This is a genomic window from Rhizobium sp. BK060 (assembly GCF_014193145.1).
Classification (GTDB): domain Bacteria; phylum Pseudomonadota; class Alphaproteobacteria; order Rhizobiales; family Rhizobiaceae; genus Rhizobium.
This window is the reverse complement of sequence record NZ_JACHYW010000013.1, coordinates 155,161-177,818: the sequence shown is the minus strand read 5'-3', so window position 1 is coordinate 177,818 and position 22,658 is coordinate 155,161. Positions and strand designations below refer to the sequence as shown.

The 22,658-nt window shown below is 61.1% G+C and carries 21 protein-coding genes; 13 read left to right on the top strand and 8 right to left on the bottom strand.

Annotated features, from left to right (window positions below; all coding sequences use genetic code 11):
- The 3 genes from FHT71_RS31225 to istB form a co-directional block, all read left to right on the top strand.
- A partial coding sequence (locus tag FHT71_RS31225; RefSeq protein ID WP_210294195.1) for a hypothetical protein occupies positions 1 to 196 on the top strand: 196 nt, incomplete at its 5' end.
- Between the two features lie 62 nt (positions 197 to 258).
- Positions 259 to 1,794: an IS21 family transposase gene (istA, locus tag FHT71_RS16420; protein WP_183720926.1), complete on the top strand. Its 1,536-nt coding sequence runs from the start codon at positions 259 to 261 to the stop codon at positions 1,792 to 1,794.
- 12 nt (positions 1,795 to 1,806) lie between these two features.
- Positions 1,807 to 2,562 (top strand): IS21-like element helper ATPase IstB, encoded by a 756-nt coding sequence (istB, locus tag FHT71_RS16415; protein ID WP_183720923.1) that lies wholly within the window; start codon positions 1,807 to 1,809, stop codon positions 2,560 to 2,562.
- 198 nt (positions 2,563 to 2,760) lie between these two features.
- Here istB and FHT71_RS16410 read toward each other — a convergent pair whose 3' ends face one another.
- Entirely contained in the window at positions 2,761 to 3,285 is a 525-nt protein-coding gene (locus FHT71_RS16410; RefSeq protein ID WP_246718015.1) for a hypothetical protein, read from the bottom strand.
- 273 nt (positions 3,286 to 3,558) lie between these two features.
- Here FHT71_RS16410 and FHT71_RS16405 point away from each other — a divergent pair, with 273 nt between their 5' ends.
- Together FHT71_RS16405 and FHT71_RS16400 are read left to right on the top strand one after the other, a co-directional pair.
- Positions 3,559 to 4,263 carry a GntR family transcriptional regulator gene (locus tag FHT71_RS16405; RefSeq protein WP_007799107.1) on the top strand — a complete coding sequence of 235 codons (705 nt, stop codon included), beginning with the start codon at positions 3,559 to 3,561 and terminating at the stop codon, positions 4,261 to 4,263.
- Positions 4,264 to 4,388: 125 nt separating this feature from the next.
- Positions 4,389 to 5,351 (top strand): dihydrodipicolinate synthase family protein, encoded by a 963-nt coding sequence (locus tag FHT71_RS16400; protein ID WP_132595309.1) that lies wholly within the window; start codon positions 4,389 to 4,391, stop codon positions 5,349 to 5,351.
- Positions 5,352 to 5,425: 74 nt separating this feature from the next.
- Here FHT71_RS16400 and FHT71_RS16395 read toward each other — a convergent pair whose 3' ends face one another.
- Positions 5,426 to 6,463 (bottom strand): Ldh family oxidoreductase, encoded by a 1,038-nt coding sequence (locus tag FHT71_RS16395; RefSeq protein ID WP_132589233.1) that lies wholly within the window; start codon positions 6,461 to 6,463, stop codon positions 5,426 to 5,428.
- Between the two features lie 150 nt (positions 6,464 to 6,613).
- Between FHT71_RS16395 and FHT71_RS16390 the strand changes: the two genes are divergently transcribed.
- The 8 genes from FHT71_RS16390 (at position 6,614) to FHT71_RS16355 (ending at position 15,312) form a co-directional block, all read left to right on the top strand.
- Positions 6,614 to 8,131: an aldehyde dehydrogenase (NADP(+)) gene (locus FHT71_RS16390; protein ID WP_183720920.1), complete on the top strand. Its 1,518-nt coding sequence runs from the start codon at positions 6,614 to 6,616 to the stop codon at positions 8,129 to 8,131.
- 182 nt (positions 8,132 to 8,313) lie between these two features.
- Positions 8,314 to 9,120 (top strand): transporter substrate-binding domain-containing protein, encoded by an 807-nt coding sequence (locus FHT71_RS16385; RefSeq protein ID WP_132589235.1) that lies wholly within the window; start codon positions 8,314 to 8,316, stop codon positions 9,118 to 9,120.
- Positions 9,121 to 9,189: 69 nt separating this feature from the next.
- Positions 9,190 to 9,855 carry an amino acid ABC transporter permease gene (locus FHT71_RS16380; RefSeq protein WP_183720918.1) on the top strand — a complete coding sequence of 222 codons (666 nt, stop codon included), beginning with the start codon at positions 9,190 to 9,192 and terminating at the stop codon, positions 9,853 to 9,855.
- A gap of 12 nt (positions 9,856 to 9,867) precedes the next feature.
- The gene (locus FHT71_RS16375; protein WP_183720915.1) at positions 9,868 to 10,521 is read left to right on the top strand and encodes an amino acid ABC transporter permease; all 654 of its coding nucleotides are present in this window, start codon (positions 9,868 to 9,870) and stop codon (positions 10,519 to 10,521) included.
- On the top strand, positions 10,514 to 11,236 hold the full coding sequence (locus FHT71_RS16370) for an amino acid ABC transporter ATP-binding protein (RefSeq protein WP_007799092.1): 723 nt from the start codon (positions 10,514 to 10,516) through the stop codon (positions 11,234 to 11,236). Before FHT71_RS16375 ends, FHT71_RS16370 begins: the two co-directional genes overlap by 8 nt.
- Before the next feature lie 7 nt (positions 11,237 to 11,243).
- Entirely contained in the window at positions 11,244 to 12,494 is a 1,251-nt protein-coding gene (locus tag FHT71_RS16365) for an FAD-dependent oxidoreductase (protein WP_132589238.1), read from the top strand.
- Between the two features lie 88 nt (positions 12,495 to 12,582).
- Entirely contained in the window at positions 12,583 to 14,274 is a 1,692-nt protein-coding gene (locus FHT71_RS16360; protein ID WP_183720913.1) for an aconitase X, read from the top strand.
- 9 nt (positions 14,275 to 14,283) lie between these two features.
- Positions 14,284 to 15,312 carry a trans-3-hydroxy-L-proline dehydratase gene (locus tag FHT71_RS16355; protein ID WP_132589240.1) on the top strand — a complete coding sequence of 343 codons (1,029 nt, stop codon included), beginning with the start codon at positions 14,284 to 14,286 and terminating at the stop codon, positions 15,310 to 15,312.
- A gap of 51 nt (positions 15,313 to 15,363) precedes the next feature.
- Here the strand turns inward: FHT71_RS16355 and FHT71_RS16350 are convergent, their stop codons facing one another.
- The 6 genes from FHT71_RS16350 to FHT71_RS16325 form a co-directional block, all read right to left on the bottom strand.
- Positions 15,364 to 16,347 (bottom strand): oligopeptide/dipeptide ABC transporter ATP-binding protein, encoded by a 984-nt coding sequence (locus tag FHT71_RS16350; RefSeq protein ID WP_132589241.1) that lies wholly within the window; start codon positions 16,345 to 16,347, stop codon positions 15,364 to 15,366.
- Complete coding sequence (locus tag FHT71_RS16345) at positions 16,340 to 17,347, bottom strand: ABC transporter ATP-binding protein (RefSeq protein ID WP_007799081.1); 1,008 nt, start codon at positions 17,345 to 17,347, stop codon at positions 16,340 to 16,342. The genes FHT71_RS16350 and FHT71_RS16345 overlap by 8 nt, the downstream gene beginning before the upstream one ends.
- Before the next feature lies 1 nt (position 17,348).
- Positions 17,349 to 18,266, bottom strand: a complete 918-nt coding sequence (locus FHT71_RS16340) for an ABC transporter permease subunit (RefSeq protein ID WP_007799080.1) — start codon at positions 18,264 to 18,266, stop codon at positions 17,349 to 17,351.
- Positions 18,263 to 19,186, bottom strand: coding sequence for an ABC transporter permease subunit (locus FHT71_RS16335; protein ID WP_007799079.1), 924 nt, complete (start codon positions 19,184 to 19,186; stop codon positions 18,263 to 18,265). The genes FHT71_RS16340 and FHT71_RS16335 overlap by 4 nt, the downstream gene beginning before the upstream one ends.
- Positions 19,187 to 19,234: 48 nt before the next feature.
- Positions 19,235 to 20,815, bottom strand: coding sequence for a peptide ABC transporter substrate-binding protein (locus FHT71_RS16330; protein ID WP_132589242.1), 1,581 nt, complete (start codon positions 20,813 to 20,815; stop codon positions 19,235 to 19,237).
- Positions 20,816 to 21,426: 611 nt separating this feature from the next.
- Positions 21,427 to 22,656, bottom strand: a complete 1,230-nt coding sequence (locus FHT71_RS16325) for a class I SAM-dependent methyltransferase (RefSeq protein ID WP_132589243.1) — start codon at positions 22,654 to 22,656, stop codon at positions 21,427 to 21,429.
- Between the last annotated feature and the right edge of the window lie 2 nt (positions 22,657 to 22,658).

Here is a 22,658-nt window from a genome sequence, read left to right as displayed (position 1 = left end):
CGGCAAACAACCCGCGCCTTACTTCAATCCGGCTTATGTGAGGTCGCTCGAGCTCGCCGCGACGACGGATGCGACCTCACATAACCCTCCAGATTCCGACGTGAAGCCGGCCGCCAATCCGATCAAAGACCGGCCACCATTCCGATTTGAAGCCGGCCACCGTTCCAATCAAAGACCGGCCAGTTTTCGGCACTGAAGCTTACCTCCTGGGTCAGCAACTTTTGGCATCGATACCTCGTGATGAGCGAGGACATTTTGATGCCGGCAAAGAGAAGGCTGACCATGAGACAGTTACGACAAATGCTGCGCCTTGCCGGAAGCGGGACCAGCTCCCGCGAGATTGCCGTCGTATTGGGAATAGCGCGCAGTACGGTGCAGGATAATCTGCAGCGTGCAGCAGCAATTGGATTGAGCTGGCCCTTGCCGGGCGAACTCACTGACGATGCGCTCGAGAGCAAGCTCTTCGCTCGCAACGGCATCAAACAGGGCACGAGAAGGCGCGTCGAACCCAACTGGGCCGATCTTGCCGTCGAGCTCAAAAAGCCTGGCGTTACCATGCTCATCCTGTGGGAGGAGTATCGTGGGTCGCACCCCGACGGTTACGGCTATAGCCGTTTTTGTGAACTCCTGCGTGGTTTCCAACAGCGGCTTTCACCGACGATGCGCCAGGAGCATGCGGCCGGCGACAAGGTGTTCGTCGACTATTCCGGCAAGAAGATCCCGATCGTTGATCGCAAGACCGGTGAGATCCGCGAGGCAGAGATCTTCGTGGCGGTGCTCGGTGCATCGAGCTTCACCTATGCCGAGGCGACCTGGACGCAAACGCTCCCCGACTGGATCGGCTCGCATGTCCGGATGTTTCGCTTCTTCGGCGGCGTTCCCCGGCTGATCGTTCCCGACAATCTGAAGTCAGGCGTCAGTCGTGCCAGCTTTTACGATCCCGAGATCAACCGCAGCTACGGCATGATGGCCTCTCATTACGGCGTCGGCGTTCTTCCGGCACGGCCGCGACGCCCAAAGGACAAGTCGAAAGTGGAGAATGGAGTCCGTTTCGCCCAGTCCTGCATTTTGGGGCGACTGCGCAAGCAGACCTTCTTCTCGCTGGCTGAGGCCAATGCCGCCATCAGCCAGGCACTCGATCGCATCAACGACCACGTCATGCGTCGGCTGGGCGTCAGTCGCCGGCAACTGTTTGAGACTGTCGAACGTGCCGCACTCGCGAGCCTTCCGAGTGAAGACTACGAATTTGCCGAATGGCGTTTGGCCCGTGTCTCGACGGATTACCACGTCGAGTTCAAAACCTTCCTCTATTCCGTGCCGCACAGCCTCATTCGCCAGCAGGTCGATCTGAGGGCGACGGCACGCACCATCGAGATCTTTCACCGCGGCAAGCGCGTCGCCGTCCATCAGCGTCGCTATGGTGGTCCTCGCCATGGAACCGACCCGGATCACATGCCCAGTTCCCATAGACGATATGCAGAGTGGACGCCGGATCGCTTTCAGCGCTGGGGCGCATCCATCGGGCCCCAGACAGAGGGCCTGGTGATCGCAATCCTTGCCAGCCGTCCGCACCCCGAACAGGGCTTTCGAACATGCCTGGGTGTGCTTCGCCTGTTTCGCGACATCGAACGCAATCGGGCCGAAGCCGTTTCAGCACGCGCCGTCGAGATCGGTGGGCTGAACTGCAAGAGCATTGCTTCGCTTCTGGCCAATCACAAAGCCGCACGCCATTCCACCGAACCCACCGCCATTGTCGACCATGCCAATCTGCGTGGCCCTGACTACTTTCATTGAGGAGACCCACCAATGCTGATTAATCCCACCATAGATATGCTGCGCGAACTCGGCCTTCACGGCATGGCCATCGCCTTCCAGGAACTCGACGCACAATCAGAAGCGCGCGGCCTCGAGCATGGAGAATGGCTTGCCCTACTGCTCGAACGAGAGGCTACCATGCGCCGACAGAAGCGCTTCGAAGCCCGCGCCAGGGCCGCAAAACTTCGCCATGACGCGCAGATCGAGAATGCCGACTTCCGTGCTGCACGCGGTCTCGACCGCAATCTGTTCATGGCACTTGCCGGCTGCGACTGGATCCGCAGGCACCACAGCCTCCTCGTCACCGGGCCGGCCGGCGTCGGCAAGAGCTGGCTTGCCTGTGCGCTCGGCCATAAAGCATGCCGCGAAGATTTCTCCGTCGCCTATCATCGCGTTCCCAGGCTGTTTGCCACGCTCGCCCTTGCAAGGGGCGACGGGCGATACGGCAGGATCCTCAAATCGCTCGCCAAGACCGACCTGCTTATCCTCGATGACTGGGGACCGGAAAAACTCAACGATGATCAGCGGCGTGATCTTCTCGAGATCATCGAAGACCGCTACGAGCGTCGATCAACGATCGTCACCAGTCAGGTGCCTCTGGATCGCTGGTGGGAAATCATCGCAAACCCAACGCTTGCTGACGCCATCCTCGATCGCCTCGTTCACAACGCCTATCGCATCGATCTCACTGGGGAAAGCATGCGAAAACAGCGTTCGCCAATAGCGTCTGAAACACCGCACGCTTGACCTGAAACAAAACCAGATCCAAACATCAAACAGACCCAGGATCAGTCCGATAAATGGCCGCCTTCAAATCGGAATGCTGGCCGGAATGAAATCGGAATGACTGGCCGGCTTCAAATCGGAATCGATGGCCGGCTTCATCGGAATACGCAGCCTGAGCATGGATTTGGCTATGTTGTCCCAGAGATCGGTGCGCGCCCCTTACGCCAGCGAACTCGTCGGCGGGGTGGGTTGCGACAAGATCGATGAAATGCTGAACGCTTGCGAGCAGGTCGGTCTGCAAGCGTTCGTGCTCCGGTCCGAAAAGGGTTTGCCGGACGCCATCGCGATCGCGGTCCCCGTAGTCAGCAACCGCTTTTCCTCGATCTGGTCCAATGCTTCCGCATCAGTTTCCAGGCGGCGCAGTGCAAAGAGCTCCTGTGGCGATAGGTCGGTCGACTTCAAGCCCTTGATTGCCTCTTCGCGAGCGCGTTCCTCTCCCTGGGCGCCGCGAAATGCCTGAAGATGGCGCTCTTCTCTGCGCATCGCGAACAGACGAGCATCCTCGGTGGTCTGTTCGGCTGCTAGGGCGAGCTGATCGACAAGTTCGTCGAGCCGCTGCCGCGTCTCCACTGCGGCTCGTTCACGCACGGCACTGTGGGCGGACAAAATGAAGGCTCCGCCCGAGAGAACAGTGAGCACAACCGTAACGGCATATACCCAGTTGGTGATCGTGCTGATCCGCATCTTGTCCAGTGCTCCGCGACACGTTGGTTCGCCTGCGTAGGCGTCCTGCAATGCTAAACTAGAGCGATAAATGAGCACGTAATTCAGACTAGCCAGTAGAAATGCCTGGCTGGCGCTAGCGAAAGCGTCGCCGGCAGTCTAACACGTTGTCGATGGTTACCGCCGCCCTTTTGTCTATTTGACGCGACGCCCTGGCCTTCGCTCGCCGGGGTTGCCGACTATTGATCCGACGCGCAAGAAAAAGTATTCCTTTTGTCGACAAAAGGATTCCAGATGACTGACAGCGACACGAATTCCACTCCCGAACGCAAGCGCGGTTCTGGCGTCAAGATGGTCTATGACCTCCTGCGCGACGAGATCCTTGATCTGGTTCTACCGCCCGGCAGCCCGATCGATGAGGTACAGTTGGCCGAGCGGTTCAAGATGTCGCGCACACCGATCCGCGAGGCGCTGGTGCGGCTCGCGGGCGAAGGGCTGATAGATACGTTGCCCAATCGTTCGACCATGGTCTCGAACATCGATTTCCTTAACATGCATACCTTCTTCGATGCCTTGGTGCTGATGTATCGCGTGACCACGCGTCTAGCCGCCCAGTATCACCGCGCCGAGGATCTGCAGGTGATCCGCGCACATCAGGCTGATTTTGCTGCCGCCGTGGCAGCACAGGACGCCTTGGCAATGATTGCCACCAATGCCGCCTTCCATTCGGCCATCGCCGAGGCTGGACGCAACGCCTATTTCACGGGCCTCTTCAATCGCCTTCTCGATGAAGGACGGCGCATTCTGCGGCTCTATTACCAGTCTTATGAGGATCGCTTGCCGCAACGTTTCGTCGAAGAGCACGAGGACATTATCGCTGTTATCGCCGCGCGCGACAGTGAGGCCGCCGACCGCTTGGCGACAATCCATGCTGAGCAGATCGTACAGCAAATACAGAAGCTTTTTGCGCGCGGCGGAAAGTTGGATATCGCTCTTTGATCAGCTGCATAATTTTTGTCGACAAATAATATGCAAGTGGTATAACCGCCTTCGAAGACGCGGGGACGGCGCCATTGGACGCTCGACTGTCCCTGTCCGTCCCGCCAGGCAACAGGAGTTTCCCAATGAAGGCCAAGATTTTCTCCGGTGTAATTCCGGCTCTGATGACCCCCTGCAAGGAGGATCGTACCCCCGATTTCGACGCCCTCGTTCGCAAGGGACAGGAGTTGATTGCCCAGGGCATGTCGGCCGTCGTTTACTGCGGCTCCATGGGTGACTGGCCGCTGCTGACCGATGCGCAGCGCATGGAAGGTGTCGAGCGTTTAGTAAAGGCCGGTATCCCGGTCATCGTCGGCACCGGCGCTGTCAATAGCGCATCTGCCGTCGCGCATGCGGCTCATGCTCAGAAGGTCGGAGCAAAGGGCCTGATGGTCATCCCGCGCGTCCTGTCGCGTGGTTCGGCAATTGCCGCCCAGAAGGCGCACTTCAAGGCAATCCTCGCTGCCGCTCCCGATCTTCCGGCAGTCATTTACAACAGCCCCTACTATGGCTTCGCCACCCGCGCGGATCTGTTCTTCGCGCTGCGTGCCGAACATCCGAACCTCGTCGGCTTCAAGGAGTTCGGCGGCGCGGCTGATATGCGTTACGCAGCAGAGAACATCACCAGCCGCGATGATAGTGTTTCGCTGATGATCGGCGTCGACACGGCCGTCTTCCACGGCTTCGTGAACTGCGGTGCGACCGGCGCCATCACCGGCATCGGCAACGTGCTGCCGAAGGAAGTGCTGCATCTGTGCAAGCTTTCGCAGGCGGCAGCTTCCGGCGATGCGGATGCCCGCCAGCGGGCTCTCGAACTCGAGCAGGCCCTGGCCGTCCTCTCCTCCTTTGACGAGGGCCCGGACCTCGTGCTCTTCTTCAAGCACATGATGGTGTTGAAGGGAGACAAGGAATACACGCTCCACTTCAACGAAACGGATGTCTTGTCGGACAGCCAGCGCGGTTACGTCGAATCTCAGCTCAAGCTCTTCAACACCTGGTACGCCGAATGGAGCAGGCTCCCCGGTGCCGTTGAGAAGTACAAGGCCTGATTTCAAAAGCTTTCAAATCGAAAGGCCCTCCGTTTGGAGGGCCTTTTTGCATATCGGCAATCATCGGCGGTGGCTCAGGCCACTGCCTCCAAACCGAGCGCGAAAAGCCGTTCGAGCTGCTTGATTTCGGCGTCGGTCAGCGTGATGCCGTCGGCCTCCGATTTTGCGCGCGCCACATAGCGGCGCTGCGAGGGCAGGCGGGCGCCCTGACCAACGATCGCCTCGAACAATGTCTCTGCTCGCGCAAATGGATTGCCCGGCCGGCCGGCGGCGAAGGCTTCGGGGGAGAAGGCAATGATCAACTCACCGTGGAAGGGGGCAAGCGTCGTTGTGCCGAGGTAGTCCAGGACCTCAGGGCTTGTCAGGTCGCCGATCATGATGCCGGCCAGCAGCTCGATCATCGTGCCGATAGCCGACCCCTTATGTCCGCCGAACGGCAACATGGCGCCGGCAAGCGCAGCTTCCGGATCGGTCGTGGGATTACCGTCGGCATCGATCGCCCATCCCTCGGGCAACGACTTGCCGGCCCGCCGATGCAGTTCGATTTCCCCGCGCGCAGCGACAGACGTTGCAAAATCGAAGACATAGGGCGGCTGGCCGACGCGCGGCCAGGCAAAGGCGAAGGGATTGGTGCCGAGCAGCGGCTTGTTGCCGCCGGTCGGCGCAACGGTCGCATAGCTCGGGCACATGACCAGGCCGGCAAGCCCCTGTTCGGTCAGCGCTTCCGCTTCCGACCAGAGCGCGGAGAAATGCGTGCAATCGTTGATGACGAGTGCGGCAAGTCCGCAGGAGCGGGTACGCTCAACGAGGGCCGGTAGGCCGAGTTCGAAGGCCGGATTGGCAAAGCCGCCCTTGGCATTGACCTTAACAATGGCCGAGCCCTCCTGCAGCAGCAGCTCCGGCACCGCATCCGGCTTCACCTTGCCGGCCTTGACGGTACGCAGAGCCCCCTCGATCCGATAGATACCGTGCGATTTGCAGGCATCCCGCTCCCCGGCCACGATCACGCGAGCGAGTGCGCCGGCTTGGGTCTCGTTGAAGCCGGCGTTGCGGAAAATCGCATTGACCCTTTCCTGCAGGGCCGGGACGGTCAGGGTGGTGTTATCGCTCATCTTGTGTCTCTCATGGATGGCCCGGCCGCCGATGGCGATCGAGTGTTGATGTTATAAATACATAGAGTATACAAAGATCCGGAGTGCGCAATTCGCCTGCGGATGGATTTTCGCGTAAAGCACCCCGGGCTCTCAAGAAAGGAATCGCAGATGGTCTTCACTCCCAATGGAAAACACCTCGTCGCGGGCGAATGGCTCGACGGAGCGGGTACTTTTGCATCCGCGCCGGCGCATGGTCCAGTGCATCAGTTCGCCGTCGGTACGGTCGACTTGGTGAATCGCGCTTGCGAGGCAGCAGAAGATGCGTTCTGGAGTTACGGCTACTCCACGCGCGCAGAGCGGGCGGCGTTCCTTCGCGCCATCGCTGACGAGATCGAGGCTCGCGCCGAGGCAATCACAGAGATCGGTAGCCAGGAAACGGGACTGCCTGAAGCCCGCTTGCAGGGCGAACGCGGTCGCACGACCGGCCAGCTACGGCTCTTCGCCGACCATATCGAAAAGGGTGAATATCTCGACCGCCGCCGCGACACAGCACTGCCCGACCGCCAGCCCGCACCGCGGCCGGAGATCCGGCTCATTCAGCGCCCTGTCGGCCCGGTCGCCGTCTTCGGCGCTTCGAACTTCCCGCTGGCCTTCTCGACCGCCGGCGGTGATACTGCGGCAGCACTTGCCGCGGGTTGCCCTGTTGTGGTCAAGGGTCACTCGGCGCATCCGGGGACCGGCGAAATCGTCGCGCAGGCTATCGAGGCGGCCATCCGCAGGACAGGTGTCCACCCGGGCGTATTTTCGCTGATCCAGGGCGGCAGCCGCGACGTCGGCCATGCGTTGGTGCAGCACCCACGGATCAAGGCGGTCGGCTTCACCGGCTCGCTCGCCGGCGGGCGCGCACTCTTTAATCTCTGCGCCGCGCGGCCGGAACCTATTCCGTTCTTTGGCGAGCTCGGCTCGGTCAATCCGATGTTCCTGCTGCCCGAAGCGTTGAAGGCACGTGCCGAAACGCTCGGCCAGGGCTGGGCGGGGTCTCTGACCATGGGTGCGGGCCAATTCTGCACCAACCCCGGCATTGCCGTGGTGACAGAGAGCGCTGATGCCGATCGCTTTATCGCCGCGACAGTCGAAGCACTCGGCAAGGTGGCGCCGCAGACCATGCTGACGGATGGGATCGCGAAGGCCTATCAGGACGGGCAGGCGCGCTTTACAACTCGCAACACGGTCAAGTCCCTGTTCACCAGCGAATCCTCCGGCCGCTCGGCCGCTCCCAACCTGTTTGAGACGACTGGCGCACAGTTCCTCGCCGATCACGCTCTAGGCGAAGAGGTCTTCGGGCCGCTTGGCCTCGTGGTTCGTGTGCAGACGATCGATGAGATGGAGCAACTGGCTCGCGGTTTCGAAGGTCAGTTGACGGCGACGATTCATATGGATGCAGGCGACATTCCCGACGCACGCCGTCTGCGCCCCGTGCTGGAGCGCAAAGCAGGACGCGTACTGGTCAACGGATTCCCGACCGGGGTCGAGGTGGTCGATTCTATGGTTCACGGCGGACCCTATCCGGCTTCGACGAACTTCGGGGCCACCAGCGTCGGCACGATGTCGATCCGGCGTTTCCTGCGCCCGGTCTCGTACCAGAACATGCCCGAAGGACTTCTGCCGGAAGATTTCCTCGGCTGATTCCCATCAAGGGTAGAAAAGCAAGGGCGGCCACGACTTGGCCGCCCATTTTTGTCGACATGACCGCTATTTGACTTATACTTTTTGAATACTTTATGTATTTTAGCATTGATTTGCGCGCGCCGACAGGGAATAGTGCGCCTCGCTGTCAATGGACAATCCAACTCTGGGAGAGAGAAAAAATGAAATCCTCGGTCCTCGCCTTCGGTCTTCTGGCCGCCACCCTTCTGACCAGCCCGGCCAAGGCCGACAAGCTGGACGACATCATCGGCTCGGGCACGCTGCGCTGCGCCGTCGTGCTGGACTTCCCGCCGATGGGTTCGCGCGATGAGAACAACAATCCGATCGGCTTCGACGTGGACTATTGCAACGATCTGGCCAAGGCGCTCGGTGTAACAGCCGAAGTCGTTGAGACACCGTTCCCCGAGCGCATTCCGGCACTGATGTCCGGCCGCGTCGATATCGGCGTTGCCTCCACGTCCGACACGCTTGAGCGTGCCAAGACCGTCGGCATGACGGTTCCCTACTTTGCGTTCGAAATGGCAGTTACAGCCAACGAGAAATCGGGCGTTAAGTCCTTCGAAGACATGAAGGGCAAGGTCGTCGGCGCCACGGCGGGCACCTATGAAGCGATCGCGCTCGAGCAACAGGTCAAGGCCTGGGGCACCGGCGAGTTCCGTCCTTATCAGACGCAGGCAGACGTCTTCCTCGCGCTGAGTCAGGGCCAGATCGATGCCACCGTTTCCACCTCGACGGTTGCGCAGGCAAACGTCAAGACCGGCAAGTTCGCCGGCATCGCAGTGGTCGGCAAAGCCCCGTTCGACATCGACTACGTCTCGCTTTTCGCCAACCGCGAGGAATACGGCCTGATCAACTACCTGAATCTGTTCATCAACCAGCAGGTTCGTACTGGCCGCTACGCCGAACTTTACAAGAAGTGGGTCGGCGGCGACGTCCCGTCGCTCGCGGTCAACGGCGTCTACCGCTAATCCGGACCGTTTCTCCCACGGCGCGAGGTTATCCCTCGCGCCGTAGCTTTACGAAAAGGTGAGACGGGCATGTTCAACTACACCTTCCACTGGAACCAGGCGCTCAAGGCATTGCCGCAAATGCTCGACGGCGCGCTGGTCACGCTGCAGATTGCGCTCTTGTCCATGATCATCGGGCTTGTTTGTGCGATCGCGCTGACTTTGCTCCGGCTATCCGGCAACCGCATCCTTGGTGGCTTCGCCACCGCCTGGGTCGAGATCGCGCGCAACACGCCAGCGCTGTTCCAGATCTATATGACCCATTTTGGTCTCGGCAACTTCGGCATTCACCTCACCCCGTTCACCGCGCTCCTGGTTGGCATTGCTTTCAACAACGCCGGTTACCTGGCCGAGAATTTCCGCGGCGCCCTGAACGCGATCCCAGACACGCAGACACGCGCCGGACGTTCGCTTGGCATGACGTCCATGCAGGCTTTTCGCCTGATTGTCTTGCCACAGATGCTGCGGGTGGCCTTTCTGCCGGCGACCAACCAGATGGTCTGGGCCGTCCTGATGACATCGCTCGGCGTGACCGTCGGCATGAACACCGACCTTGCCGGCGTGACGCAGGAACTGAATGCGCGCTCCTTCCGCACCTTTGAATTCTTCGCCTTGGCCGCCGTGATCTACTACGTCATCGCCAAGCTTCTGACCCTTGCTGCCCGGGCGCTTGCCTGGCGTATGTTCCGCTACTGAGAGAGGTGAGAGATGTTTAACACTGCCCTCACCTGGGGTGACCTGGCCTTCCTGGCGCAGGGCGCGGGGATGACGCTTGCAGTCACCGCCGTTTCAGTCGCTGCGGGAACGGTCCTCGGAATCCTTTTCGGGACGATGCGTGTCGAACTCGGACCCTATTGGTCGGCACCGCTGACCTTCGCGCTCGACGTCTTCCGCTCGGTGCCTCTGTTGATCCAGCTTGTGCTCGGCAATGCTTTGCAGTCGATCATGCGGCTTGGCTGGCCTCCGTTCACCACTTCCTGCGTGGTGCTGTCGCTCTATACGGCCGCCTATTGCACGGAGATCGTGCGCGGCGGCATTTCCTCGGTGCCACCAACCACGCGTCGTGCGGCTCGCTCACTCGGCCTGACCTGGTGGCAGGATATGCGCGATATTGTTGCGCCGCTTGCTACCCGCGTTTCGCTGCCGTCCTGGATCGGCCTGACGCTCGGCGTCATGAAGGATTCCGCGCTGGTGCTCTGGCTCGGCCTGATCGAGTTGCTGCGCGCGTCGCAGATTCTCGTGACCCGGCTGCAGGAGCCGCTATTCATTCTGATGATCTGCGGCGCCGTCTACTTCATCATCAGCTTCCCTATCGCCCGGATTGGCGGGTATCTCGAAAAACGGTGGTCCCCCAATGATTGAGATTGAAAACGTCCGCAAATCCTTCGGCCCGTTGGAGGTGCTGAAGGGCATCAACCTCACTGTCCCGAAGGGCGAGGTGCTGACCATCATCGGCGGCTCCGGTTCGGGGAAGTCGACGCTGCTGACCTGCATCAACGGTCTTGAAGGCATCGACAGCGGCCGCATCGTTGTCGATGGGACCGACGTGCATGCCAAGTCCACCGACCTCAACAAGCTCCGTCGCAAGCTCGGCATCGTCTTCCAGCAGTGGAATGCGTTCCCGCATCTCACGGTGCTGGAAAACGTCATGCTCGCGCCACGCAAGGTACTCGGTCTTTCCAAGGCCGAAGCCGAAGCGATCGCCGTAAAGCAGCTCACCCACGTGGGCCTCGGGGAGAAGCTCAAGGTCTATCCGAACCGCATGTCCGGCGGCCAGCAGCAGCGCATGGCGATTGCCCGCGCGCTCGCCATGTCGCCGGAATACATGTTGTTCGACGAGGTCACCTCGGCGCTTGACCCGCAGCTGGTTGGCGAAGTGCTCGACACGTTGCGCATGCTCGCCTCCGAGGGGATGACCATGATATGCGTCACCCACGAAATGAAGTTCGCGCGTGAGGTTTCAGACCGGGTTGCCTTCTTCCACAAGGGCGTGATGGCCGAGATCGCTCCGCCGGAAGAGCTGTTCGGCGCGCCGAAGCATCCGGAGCTGCAAGCTTTCCTTGCTGCCACCCATTGAGGCTATGATGAACAATCAAACCCAACCTGATGTCATCGTGATCGGCGCGGGGGTCGTTGGGCTATCCGCGGCGATCGCAGCGCAGGCAAGAGGGCTTTCGGTGGTCGTACTCGACCGAGAGGGGCCCGCTGCCGGAGCATCGGCAGGCAACGCCGGCGCCTTTGCTTTCACCGACATCCTGCCGCTTGCCTCGCCCGGCATTCTGAAGAAGGCGCCGAAGTGGTTGCTCGATCCGCTCGGGCCGCTGTCGGTACCGCCCGCCTATGCCTTGCAGATCGCGCCCTGGATGTTCCGGTTCTGGCGCGCCTGTGCGCCGGGCCGCGTCGCCCATTCCACAGCGGCGCAGACAGCGCTGATGGATCTTTCGAAGGCGGAGCTTGAGCCGTTCCTGCAGCAGACCGGCACCGCTGCCATGCTGCGGAAGGATGGCAATCTGCAGGTCTACGAGGGCGAAGCTGAATTGAGGGCCTCGCTCGCCGGCTGGAAGGCGCGGGAAGCGCACGGCGTCGAGTTCCATCACCTGGATGCGGCCGGGATCGCGGAGATCCAACCCGGCCTCGCCCCGCGCTTTACGCATGGCACCTTCACGCCCGGGTGGTATTCCATCGCCGATCCCAAGCTCTATACACTTGCCCTGGCGGATCACTTCCGCGCCATGGGCGGCACGACTGAGCGCGCGGAGGTAACGGCATTGCGTCCCGTCGAGGGCGGCGTCGATGTTGTGAGCACCGGGGGCGGTTCGCGACGTGCCGCGCGGGTGGTCCTGTCGGCAGGCGCCTTTTCCCATCAAGTGACCCGCACGATCGGCGAAAACATTCCGCTCGAAACGGAGCGCGGCTACAACACCACGCTTCCTCTCGAGGCTTTCGATCTGCGAACGCAGATCACGTTCGGTGGCCACGGCTTCGTCGTTACCCGGCTATCGACGGGTATCCGCGTCGGTGGCGCCGTCGAGCTTGGAGGGCTCAAGCTTCCGCCGAACTTCCGTCGCCCAGAGGCGATGCTGGAGAAGGCGCGCAGTTTCCTGCCCGGGCTGGAGCCCCAGGGCGGCGTGCAGTGGATGGGGTTCCGCCCGTCCTTGCCCGACAGCTTGCCCGCCATCGGCCAAGCGCGCGACACGCAGCGGGTGATCTATGCTTTTGGTCATGGCCACCTCGGCCTGACGCAGTCGGCAGGCACCGCGCGGATCGTCGCGGATCTGCTGACAGGCAAGAAGCCCGCCATCGACATCGCGTCCTTCTCGCCGCAAAGATTCTGACGAAGGCCAAAAGCGCGCCAACCGCGATGTTGGTTCGCAACGCCCCCGTTGGTGACCAGTCCTCTCTCCGCTCAAGGCTTCGCGTGAAATGAACCAGTCCGCGCTCGATCGCAGCATTCTCGGCGGCTTCGCCAAAGGTCCAGTCATTGCCACCAAGGAGGCCTTGAGCTTCTGGGGTGGGGTCGACCCGGCGACCGGCAGCGTGATTGACGTGCACCACCCGCTTCACGGGACCTGCCTGACCGGTGGCATCCTGATGATGCCGTCGAGCCGCGGGTCCTGTACGGGTTCCGGTGTTCTCCTCGATCTTGTACTGACAGGGCGTGCACCGGCGGCTTTGGTTTTCTCCGAGGCCGAAGATGTGCTGACGCTCGGCGCGCTAATCGCGTCGGAAATGTTCGGCAAGCCGCTGCCCGTCCTGCGGCTTGGGCCGGAAGCCTTCGCCGCGCTCGCCCGCGCGAAGACCGCTGTGCTCAGCGATACGGCCGTCGTCGCTGACGGGTTGGAGATTCCGATTGCTCCGCCGGCGACCGCTGCGCTCGACCTCACCGCTTCCGATCGCGCCATGCTTGAAGGACGGCAGGGAATCGCCGTGCAGCAGGCCATGCGCATCATCTGCGCGATGGCGGCGCAGCAAGGTGCGCACGGGCTCGTGGATGTTATGCAGGGCCACATCGACGGCTGCATCTACGCCAGCCCGGCAAATCTGACGTTTGCCGAGAAGATGGCCGATATGGGCGCGCGGGTTCGCATACCGACAACCATGAACGCCATCTCCGTGGATCGTGCCAATTGGCAGACGCAAGGCGTACCGTCGACCTTCGGCGCCCCGGCTGCGCGGCTCGCCGATGCCTATGTCCGGATGGGCTGTCGGCCGACTTTCACGTGCTCGCCCTACCTGCTCGACAGCGCGCCAAGGGCGGGCGAATCCATTGCATGGGCGGAATCCAACGCGGTGATCTTCGCCAACACGGTCCTCGGGGCGAGGACGGCAAAGCACCCCGACTTCCTCGATCTCTGCATCGCGCTGACGGCCCGCGCACCGCTCTCCGGCGTCTATCTTGACGAGCACCGGAAGGCTCGGCGGATCATCGATATCGAACTGCCTGAACAGGTCGATGACGCCTTCTGGCCGCTGATCGGCTATCTCGCGGGTCGCGGGGCGCCGGACCGCATTCCGCTTCTGCGCGGTCTTGGCCCCGCCCAGCCGACGCAGGACGATCTCAAGGCTCTGTGCGCCGCCTTCGGCACCACGTCTGCGGCGCCCATGCTGCATGTCGAAGGTGTTACGCCCGAAGCTGCTGGCGCTGCGCGGGACGATGCCGATCGTGCATCGATCTCCCGCACCGACATGGCTGCGGCCTGGACGGTTCTGAATGGCGGGCCTGAAGAGGTGGAACTCGTCGCTATCGGCAGCCCGCATGCCTCCTTGTCCGAGTGCCGCGCTTTGGCGGAGGTTCTGGCTGGCCGCCGCCGGCATGCCGACGTCGCGGTGATCGTCACAGCCGGTCGTCAGGTCATCAGTGATGCCCGCAACGAAGGCCTGCTCGGCAGGCTGGAGGAAGCGGGCGTGCAGGTTTTGCCTGATCTTTGCTGGTGCTCGATTTCCGAGCCGCTATTCCCGACGCACACGCGTGCCCTGATCACGAATTCGGGCAAATATGCTCATTACGGTCCCGGACTTTCGGGGCGGGCCGTTCGTTTTTCCAATCTTGCCGATTGCGTCACGGCGGCCCTGACGGGCCGCGTCGCCGCCCGGCTCCCCGAGTGGCTTTCCTGAGGAGGTATTATGCGCAGCACCAAGACCATCCATGTGATTTCCGCCCATGCGGAAGGCGAGGTGGGCGATGTCATCGTCGGCGGCGTCACGCCCCCTCCGGGGGAAACGATCTGGGAGCAGAGCCGCTGGATCGCCCGGGACGGGACGTTGCGCAATTTTGCGCTGAACGAACCGCGCGGCGGCGTCTTCCGTCACGTCAACCTGCTGGTGCCCCCAAAGCATCCCGATGCCGATGCCGCCTTCATCATCATGGAGCCGGAAGACACGCCGCCGATGTCCGGATCGAATTCGATCTGCGTGTCCACGGTGTTGCTGGACAGCGGCATCCTGCCAATGCAGGAGCCGGTCACTGAGATCACTCTGGAGGCCCCCGGTGGCCTTGTTCGCGTACGTGCCGAGTGCCACAACGGCAAGGCCGAGCGGATCTTCGTACAGAACCTACCGAGTTTCGCGGAGCGGCTGGATGCGAAGCTGGAGGTCGAGGGCCTGGGCACGTTGACCGTCGACACGGCCTATGGCGGCGATAGTTTCGTCATCGTTGATGCGGCCGCTATGGGCTTCAGCCTGTCGCCTGACGAGGCGCATGATATTGCCAAGCTCGGTGTGCGCATCACCAATGGCGCCAATGCCGCACTCGGATTTCATCACCCTGAGAATCCGGATTGGAAGCACTTTTCCTTCTGCCTTTTCGCCGGTCCCGTAGAGTGCACCGCCGAGGGCCTGCGTGCCGGCGCAGCGGTTGCGATCCAGCCCGGCAAGGTCGACCGCTCGCCGACCGGCACGGCGCTGTCGGCGCGCATGGCCGTGCTGCACGCGCGTGGTCAAATGAAGCTCGAAGATCGTCTGACGGCTGTCTCGTTGATCGGCTCCACCTTCTCCGGCCGCATTGTCGGCACCACGGAAGTGGGCGGCCGCCCGGCCATCCTGCCGGAAATTTCCGGCCGCGCCTGGATCACCGGCACGCATCAGCACATGCTCGACCCATCGGACCCCTGGCCGGAGGGCTACCGCCTCACCGACACCTGGGGCGCCCGCTGAACGTAAAGGAGGCCTGCCCGACGGCGGGCCTTCTTTCCAGAACTCGCTTGCTCAACGATCCATGTGATAGCAGGCAGCAGTCTGCCCTGGCCGAACCTGCTCCGTTGACGGCATTTCCTTGCGGCATATATCCGTCGCCTTCCAGCAGCGCGGAGAAAACACACAGCCCGGGGGCGGATTGAGCGGAGAGGGAGGATCGCCCTGAAGCCGGATGCGCTGACGGTTCCGCGCGAGCTTCGGGTCGGGCACCGGTGCGGCCGAGAAGAGGGCCTGTGTGTAGGGATGCGCTGGCCGGTCGAACACGGTGGCGCAATCACCGGCCTCGACCACCTTGCCGAGATAGAGCACCAGAACGTCGTCGGAGATCAGCCGGACAACCGAAAGATCGTGGCTGATGAAGATCAGCGTCAGCCCGAATTCCTTCCGGAGCTTGCGCAGGAGGGTGATCACCTGCCCCTGGATCGACACGTCGAGCGCCGAAACGGGCTCGTCGCAGATGATGAGCTTCGGTCGCGTCACGACAGCGCGGGCGATGCCAATACGCTGTGCCTGGCCACCCGAGAACTCGTGCGGATAGCGGTTGATCATCTCCGGCACTAGGCCGACGGCACTCATGATTTCCCGTACGCGTGCCAGCCGCTCCGCTTTCGTGAGCTTCGGTTCGAAGACGGTGAGCGGTTCGGCAATAATGTCGCCGACGGTCATACGCGGGTCGAGGGAGGCGATCGGATCCTGAAAGATGATCTGCATGTCGCGGCGAGCGGCACGCATTTCCTCGTTCGACAGGTCGAGTAGGTTGCGCCCCTGCCACAGGATGCGGCCCTTCTGCGACTTCAGGAGACGCAGGATCGAGCGGCCGAGCGTCGACTTGCCGCAACCGGACTCGCCGACGATGCCGAGCGTCCGGCCCTCTCTCAGGTCGAAGCTGACGTTGTTCACGGCGGTCAGCAGCGTCGGCGGTTTGAAAAAGCTCTTTGACGCAATCTCGAACTGGGTGGTGAGGTTCTCGACTCTCAAAAGCGATCGGTCAGCCATGGTTCAGAACCTCCTCACGGCGCGGGAAGGGATGAAAGCAGGCCGCGGAATGGCCTTGCGCCAGCATCTCGAGCTTCGGCGACGTGTCGATGCAATCGTTCTGCACCAGGGGACAGCGCGGCGAGAAGCTGCAACCCTTCGGCAGGTGTTGAAGATTGGGTGGGCGGCCGGGGATGACGGCGAGCTGATCGACGTCCTGGTCGGGCCGGGGGATCGAGGCGTGCAGCGCCGCTGTATACGGATGCGCTGGTACCTCGAAGAGCTCGTCGACCGGCGCTTCCTCGACGATCCGCCCGGCATACATGACGGCCACCCGGTCCGCGAGGCCCGCAACGACGCCCAGATCATGGGTAATCATGACAAGAGCCGTGTTCATTTCCGCCGTCAGATCGTTAAAGAGATCGAGGATCTGCGCCTGGATCGTTACATCAAGCGCCGTCGTCGGTTCGTCGGCGATGAGCAGCTTCGGTTTGGTCAGCAGCGCCATGGCAATTACGATGCGCTGGCGCATGCCACCTGACAGCTCATGTGGGTAGAGGTTGAAGCGCCGCGACGGGTCGGGAATGCCGACACGCTTGAGCATATCCAGCGCCTCGGCAGAGGCGGCCCGCGCCGTAAAGCCGCGGTGGACTTCCAGCTGTTCCGTCAATTGGCGGGAAATCCGCAGCGACGGATTGAGCGCCGTCATGGGGTCCTGGAACACCATGGCCATGTCTTTTCCGCGGAGATGGTCGAGCTCGCGCGGTTTCAGCGCCAACACGTCCTTTCCTTCGAGCAGCGCCTTGCCGCTGGTGCGGCCGTTCTTGGCGAGCAGCCCCATGACGCCGAGGAAGGTCTGGCTCTTGCCCGATCCGGATTCGCCCACGATCGCCACGCGCTCGCCGCGCCGGATCGAAAGGTTCATGTTCGACACGGCTTTCACCTCGCCATCCGGCGTCGCAAAGGTGATTGAATAGTCTCTCAGTTCGAGAAGCGTATCGTTTTTGGTTTCTTGTTGCATTCTATCGATCCTTCGGGTCGAACGCGTCGCGCAGGCCGTCGCCGATGAAAAGCAGGCTCATCAGCAGGGCGACGAGGAAACAGGCCGGGAAGATCAAGAGCCACGGCATGCTTTCCATGGCGTCGGTGCCCTCGGCGATCAGCGTGCCGAGCGAGGTCAGCGGTTCCTGAACGCCGAAGCCAAGATAGGACAGGAAGCTCTCTGTCGCGATGATTTCGGGGACAGTCAGCGCGGCAAAGATCACGACCGGCCCGACGAGGTTCGGAATGATGTGTTTGAGGATGATCTTGAACGGCTTCTGACCGGACGCGCGGGCGGCTTCGATGAACTCGCGCTGCTTGATCGAGAGTGTTTGTCCGCGCACGATTCGCGCCATGGTCAGCCATTCCAGCGCACCGATTGCTGCAAACAGCAGGTAGACGTTGCGGCCGAACACCACCATCAGCAGGATCACGAAGAGAATGTAGGGCAGCGCATACATGATATCGACGAAGCGCATCATGATCGCATCGAGCCTGCCGCCGATATAGCCGGAGACTGCTCCATACAGTACGCCGATCACCACCGAAACGATGGTGGCGGTCGCCGCAACCGCCAGCGAAACACGGGTGCCGTAAAGCACGCGCGCAAGTAGGTCTCGGCCATTCGGATCGGTTCCGAAATAGTGGCCACTCTCCATATCCGGCGGCATCCGGAAAGCCGCCCAATCCGGTTCCTCATAGTCGAACGGAATGAGGTACGGGCCCAGAAACGCGGCCAGGATCAGGAGGACGAGAACAATAATGGCAACGACGGCTGCCTTGTTGCGGGAAAGACGACGCAAGGCATCGCCGGTCAGCGAGCGGCTCTTGTGGGAGAGCCCTTCGGCCTCGAGAAGTTCGGCCGCGAGCAGCTCTCTCTTTGCGGGATTGAGGATCATCGATTTCTCACTTTCGGATCGAGCCACGCATAAGCGATGTCGACGAGAAGGTTCAGAAAGACGATCAGGACCATGTAGAAGATGACCGTGCCAAGAACCATGCCGTAGTCGCGGTTCAACGCTGCGTTGACAAAATAGCGGCCGATGCCGGGCAATCCGAAGATGCTCTCGACAACGAGTGAACCAGTGAGGAGGTAACTCGCGGCCGGACCGAGATAGGAAACAACCGGCATCATGGCAGGCTTCAGCGCGTGACGCATCACGGTCAACCGCGGACCGATGCCCTTGGCCTTGGCGGTGCGGATGTAGTTCTGGTTCATCACTTCGATCATCGAGCCGCGGGTCATGCGCGAGATGCGACCCGCATGCGGCAATGCCAGCACGACGATCGGGATGACGAGGTACTTGAACGAGCCGTCACCCCATCCGCCGACAGGCAGCCAGCCGAGACGGATGCCGAAAATCAGCTGCAGGATGGGCGCGATCAGAAAGTTCGGAAGAACCAGGCCGACGAGAATGACCAGGCCGAGGAGATAGTCAGGCGCCTTATTCTGATAAAGCGCCCCAAGACAGCCGACGGTCACGCCGATGAGGATGGCAAGGATGAAGGCGAGGCCACCAATCGTGAACGTGTAGGGCAGGCCGATCATGATCTGCTGGGCAACGGTAAAGTCTTCGTTGGCAAACGATGGCCCAAGGTCGCCCTTCAACACGTCGAATAGGTAGATCAGGTATTGGTCGATCAGCGGCTTGTCGAGATTGTAGTGAGCCGCGAGGTTCTTCAGGATCACCGGCGGCAATGGCCGTTCGCCATCGAATGGGCCGCCGGGAGCAAGGCGCAAGACAAAAAAGCTGAGTGTAACGGCGATCCACATGACGGGGATCGTCGACAGCAGACGACGGAGTGCGTATTTGATCATGGTTTTGGATCGGCCCTTCCCACAGCAGGCGGGAAGGGCCGGCGTTCCTTATTCTTTGATCGACAGCCAGCGCGTGCGATGGATGTCCTGAATATTGTCTTCGAAGCCCTGAACCTTCGGCGAGACGACATTCTTCGAGACGTAGTAGTACAGCGGAATGGCGGCGGTGTCGTCGAGCGCAAGCCGCTCAGCCTTCTTAAAGATCTCGGCGCGCGTTTTCAGGTCGGTCTGAGCGTTGGCCTCCTTGATCAGCTTGTCATATTCCGGATTGCTCCAGCGGCCGTAGTTCATCGAGACGCCGGAAACGAGCAGGCCGAGGAAGTTGTCCGGATCGTTATAGTCCGCGATCCAGCCGGCGCGGCCGATCTCCACCTGACCATGCTGCATTTCGTCGTAATGCACCTTGGTTTCGGTGTTGTAGAGCTCGATCTGAACGCCGAGCGGCTTCCACATCGAGGCGATGGCGACCGCCACGCGCTTGTGGTTGTCGTTGGTGTTGTAGCGAAGCTGTGCCTTCAGCGGGTGGTCAGGTCCGAAACCTGCTTCCTTAAGCAGCTTCTTCGCCTCTTCAACCTTCTCCTTGTATGGCATGTCCTTCCAGCTGATATAGGCTGGATCGCCGTAGTTGGCCGTTCCCGGCGGCACCCAGGAGTAAGCCGGCAGTTCGCCGGTGCCGAGAATCTTCGGGCCGATCACTTCGCGGTTGACGGCCATCGAGAGGGCCTGACGGACGCGCTTGTCGTCGAATGGCGGCTTCGTGGCATTGAGGACGTAGTAGTAGCTCGCGAGGAATGGCGTGACGTGCGCCTGACCCGGCAGGTTCTTCTTCATCCACTCGTATTGATCGGTCGGGAAGTCGGTCATGATGTCGAACTCGCCGGCGCGATAGCGCTTCAGAGCCGCTTCCTGGTCTTCCAGGGTGAAGAACTTGACGCCGTCGATCTTCAGGTCCTTCTCGCCGTAGTACTGGTCGTTCTTGACGGTCGTGACGGACGCGCCCGGGATCCATTCGGTCGGCTTATACGGACCGTTGGTGACGATGTTGCCGATCTTGACCCAGTCATTGCCCTTCGCCTCGACCACGTGCTTCGGCAACGGATAGGCGGTGTAGTGCATCAGCGAGTTGACGAAGTAGGGCGTCGGGTTCTCGAGCGTGATCTCGAGCGTCTTGTCGTCGATCGCCTTGACGCCGAGTTGGCTGAAATCGGTGATCTCGCCCTTGTTGATCTTCTCCGCGTTCTTGATCGTGAACTGCAGATAGGCGTATTCCGCGGCATTCTTCGGATCGAGAAGGCGCTGGAAGGCGAAAACGAAATCCCCAGCGGTCACCGGCTGGCCGTCCGACCACTTGATACCGTCGCGCAGCTTAAAGGTATAGACCTTGCCGTCCGGCGAGACAGTCCAGCTTTCGGCCTGGCCCGGGATTGGATCGTCCTTCGGGTCTTCCGTTACGAGGCCCTCGAAGATGTCGCCTGCAATGCGGTTCTCATAGTCGCTCGACAGCTTCTGGGGGTCGAGCGACTGCGGGTCGCCACCATTGTGGATATTGAGCGTCGCTGCATGCGCCGACACGGCCAGCAGTGAGCCAAACACTGCTGAAGCCAGGAATTTTTTCGTAAGGAAGTTCATTTGGGGGCCACCTTTCTAGGCTTTGCGCCTTTTATTAGTCGTTTGTTCCCGTGACCAGTTACGTTCAGGTCAATGCGCAACCTATCGTAAAGGTCTGGCGTTGCAAGCCCCCAAATGAATGAGCGAACGACGCTTCCTGAGGCTGTGATTTTTGGCCTCCATCCCATCACCAGGCCCCAGAATGGGCGATTTTTCGCAGCAGCGAGGCATTTCGATCGAATAGGCGTGTTGCGCGAGTAGCAATTGGTGGTTGAATAAACTGACTCTAGCCGGCTTAGCTTTTGACGCCTTTGCGGTGAATTGCATTGATAAATCAATGGCGAATGCGTCCATTTGGCGGCTGTTTGCGACATGTGGTCGCCATCGATTTTTGAAATGTTGCGTTGTCCCCGGAGGTCCCATGAGAGACCAGGCCAAAATCATCCAAAGGGACTCAGAGAATCATGATCCGAACAAGGCCCCGCCTGTCTATGAACCAGGCGCCGCCCGAACGATACCCGCACCTGAGCTCCACGTCGTTGACGGCAGGTTTAAAAAAGCCCTTCTGTAGGACAGGGCGTGTGAGCCTGGAAAAGTAGAGCGATGCTGGTCAGCATCGCTCTACGCCAATCTCAAAGAATCTGCAGCGTCGGGATCGCCACCACGAAACGTCCGTCCCATGCTCGGATGTAGTCGTTCGATCTGACGATCTCTTCTGTAAGATTCCAGGGCAGGATAACGAGATAGTCCGGCTTTGCGACTTCGATATGGCTCGGCGCATAGACAGGAATATGGCTTCCCGGCAACAACTTGCCCTGCTTGATGTCGCTGCGATCGACGACAAAGGCGATGTCGTCGGCGCTGACGCCGCAGACGTTCAGGAACGTGTTGCCCTTGGCTGCGGCGCCATAGGCGGCGACCGTTTTGCCTTCGGCCTTCGCACGACGAAGGAAGTCTTTGAACGCCTCGCACACACCCTCGATCCGGGTACCAAACCGTTCGTAGGTCGCCATCTCCTTGAGGCCGAAAGCCTCTTCCTTTGCACGGAGCGCAAGCAGCCTGTCCGTCACAGCGCGGGTGCCTTCCGCCTTTTGAGCGAAGATGCGCAGCGAACCGCCATGCGTCGGAATTTCCTCGACATCGAAGACCTTCAGCCCGCAGGCGCCGAAAATGCGCTCGACCGCGAGCAGCGACATGTATGAGTAATGTTCGTGATAGATCGTGTCGAATTGGATGCCATCGATCATCGTCAGAAGATGCGGGAATTCGAATGTCGAGACGCCGTCCGGCTTCAATAGGATCGCAAAACCACTGACGAAATCGGCGATATCAGGCACGTGCGCGAGGACATTATTGGCGGCCGTCGCGTCGGCGCGTACGCCGCCCTCGACCAGCGCCTTAGCGGTTTCCCTGCCGAAGAAGGCCACCTTGGTCGCCACGCCGCGGGCTTCCGCGATCTTCGCAGCGTTGGCGGCCGGCTCCACGCCGAGCACCGAGATGCCTTTGGCTGCGAAATATTGCAGGAGATAGCCGTCATTCGACGCGACTTCGACAACTGTCGAATCCGCCGAAAGTCCGAAGCGTTCCGTCATCATCTCGGCATAGCGCTTGGCATGCTCGAGCCAGCTGGTCGAGAACGAAGAGAGGTAAGCGTAGTCGGCGTTGAAGATTTCGTCCGCCGGCACGTTCTCGGTCGTCTGGACCAGAAAGCACTCCGAGCAGACCATGACCTTCAACGGGAACGCGCGCTCTTTGGCGATCGCTGCCGCGTCCGGCAGAAAGGAGTTGGACCACGGTGTCGATCCAAGATCCGCGACAACGGTCGTCAGCGGCGCTGAGCAGAAACGGCATTGGTGAGACATGT

What these genes read in the sequence shown, in the direction of transcription:
- FHT71_RS16330 (WP_132589242.1), bottom strand. Translation starts at nt 20,815, where the DNA reads ATGAACTTCCTTACGAAAAAATTCCTGGCTTCAGCAGTGTTTGGCTCA.
- FHT71_RS16340 (WP_007799080.1), bottom strand. Translation starts at nt 18,266, where the DNA reads ATGATCCTCAATCCCGCAAAGAGAGAGCTGCTCGCGGCCGAACTTCTC.
- FHT71_RS16390 (WP_183720920.1), top strand. Translation starts at nt 6,614, where the DNA reads ATGGTCTTCACTCCCAATGGAAAACACCTCGTCGCGGGCGAATGGCTC.
- FHT71_RS16360 (WP_183720913.1), top strand. Translation starts at nt 12,583, where the DNA reads ATGAACCAGTCCGCGCTCGATCGCAGCATTCTCGGCGGCTTCGCCAAA.
- FHT71_RS16335 (WP_007799079.1), bottom strand. Translation starts at nt 19,186, where the DNA reads ATGATCAAATACGCACTCCGTCGTCTGCTGTCGACGATCCCCGTCATG.
- FHT71_RS16350 (WP_132589241.1), bottom strand. Translation starts at nt 16,347, where the DNA reads ATGGCTGACCGATCGCTTTTGAGAGTCGAGAACCTCACCACCCAGTTC.
- FHT71_RS16395 (WP_132589233.1), bottom strand. Translation starts at nt 6,463, where the DNA reads ATGAGCGATAACACCACCCTGACCGTCCCGGCCCTGCAGGAAAGGGTC.
- FHT71_RS16400 (WP_132595309.1), top strand. Translation starts at nt 4,389, where the DNA reads ATGAAGGCCAAGATTTTCTCCGGTGTAATTCCGGCTCTGATGACCCCC.
- FHT71_RS16380 (WP_183720918.1), top strand. Translation starts at nt 9,190, where the DNA reads ATGTTCAACTACACCTTCCACTGGAACCAGGCGCTCAAGGCATTGCCG.
- FHT71_RS16375 (WP_183720915.1), top strand. Translation starts at nt 9,868, where the DNA reads ATGTTTAACACTGCCCTCACCTGGGGTGACCTGGCCTTCCTGGCGCAG.
- istA (WP_183720926.1), top strand. Translation starts at nt 259, where the DNA reads ATGCCGGCAAAGAGAAGGCTGACCATGAGACAGTTACGACAAATGCTG.
- FHT71_RS16345 (WP_007799081.1), bottom strand. Translation starts at nt 17,347, where the DNA reads ATGCAACAAGAAACCAAAAACGATACGCTTCTCGAACTGAGAGACTAT.
- FHT71_RS16325 (WP_132589243.1), bottom strand. Translation starts at nt 22,656, where the DNA reads ATGTCTCACCAATGCCGTTTCTGCTCAGCGCCGCTGACGACCGTTGTC.
- FHT71_RS16410 (WP_246718015.1), bottom strand. Translation starts at nt 3,285, where the DNA reads ATGCGGATCAGCACGATCACCAACTGGGTATATGCCGTTACGGTTGTG.
- istB (WP_183720923.1), top strand. Translation starts at nt 1,807, where the DNA reads ATGCTGATTAATCCCACCATAGATATGCTGCGCGAACTCGGCCTTCAC.
- FHT71_RS16365 (WP_132589238.1), top strand. Translation starts at nt 11,244, where the DNA reads ATGAACAATCAAACCCAACCTGATGTCATCGTGATCGGCGCGGGGGTC.
- FHT71_RS16405 (WP_007799107.1), top strand. Translation starts at nt 3,559, where the DNA reads ATGACTGACAGCGACACGAATTCCACTCCCGAACGCAAGCGCGGTTCT.
- FHT71_RS16355 (WP_132589240.1), top strand. Translation starts at nt 14,284, where the DNA reads ATGCGCAGCACCAAGACCATCCATGTGATTTCCGCCCATGCGGAAGGC.
- FHT71_RS16385 (WP_132589235.1), top strand. Translation starts at nt 8,314, where the DNA reads ATGAAATCCTCGGTCCTCGCCTTCGGTCTTCTGGCCGCCACCCTTCTG.
- FHT71_RS16370 (WP_007799092.1), top strand. Translation starts at nt 10,514, where the DNA reads ATGATTGAGATTGAAAACGTCCGCAAATCCTTCGGCCCGTTGGAGGTG.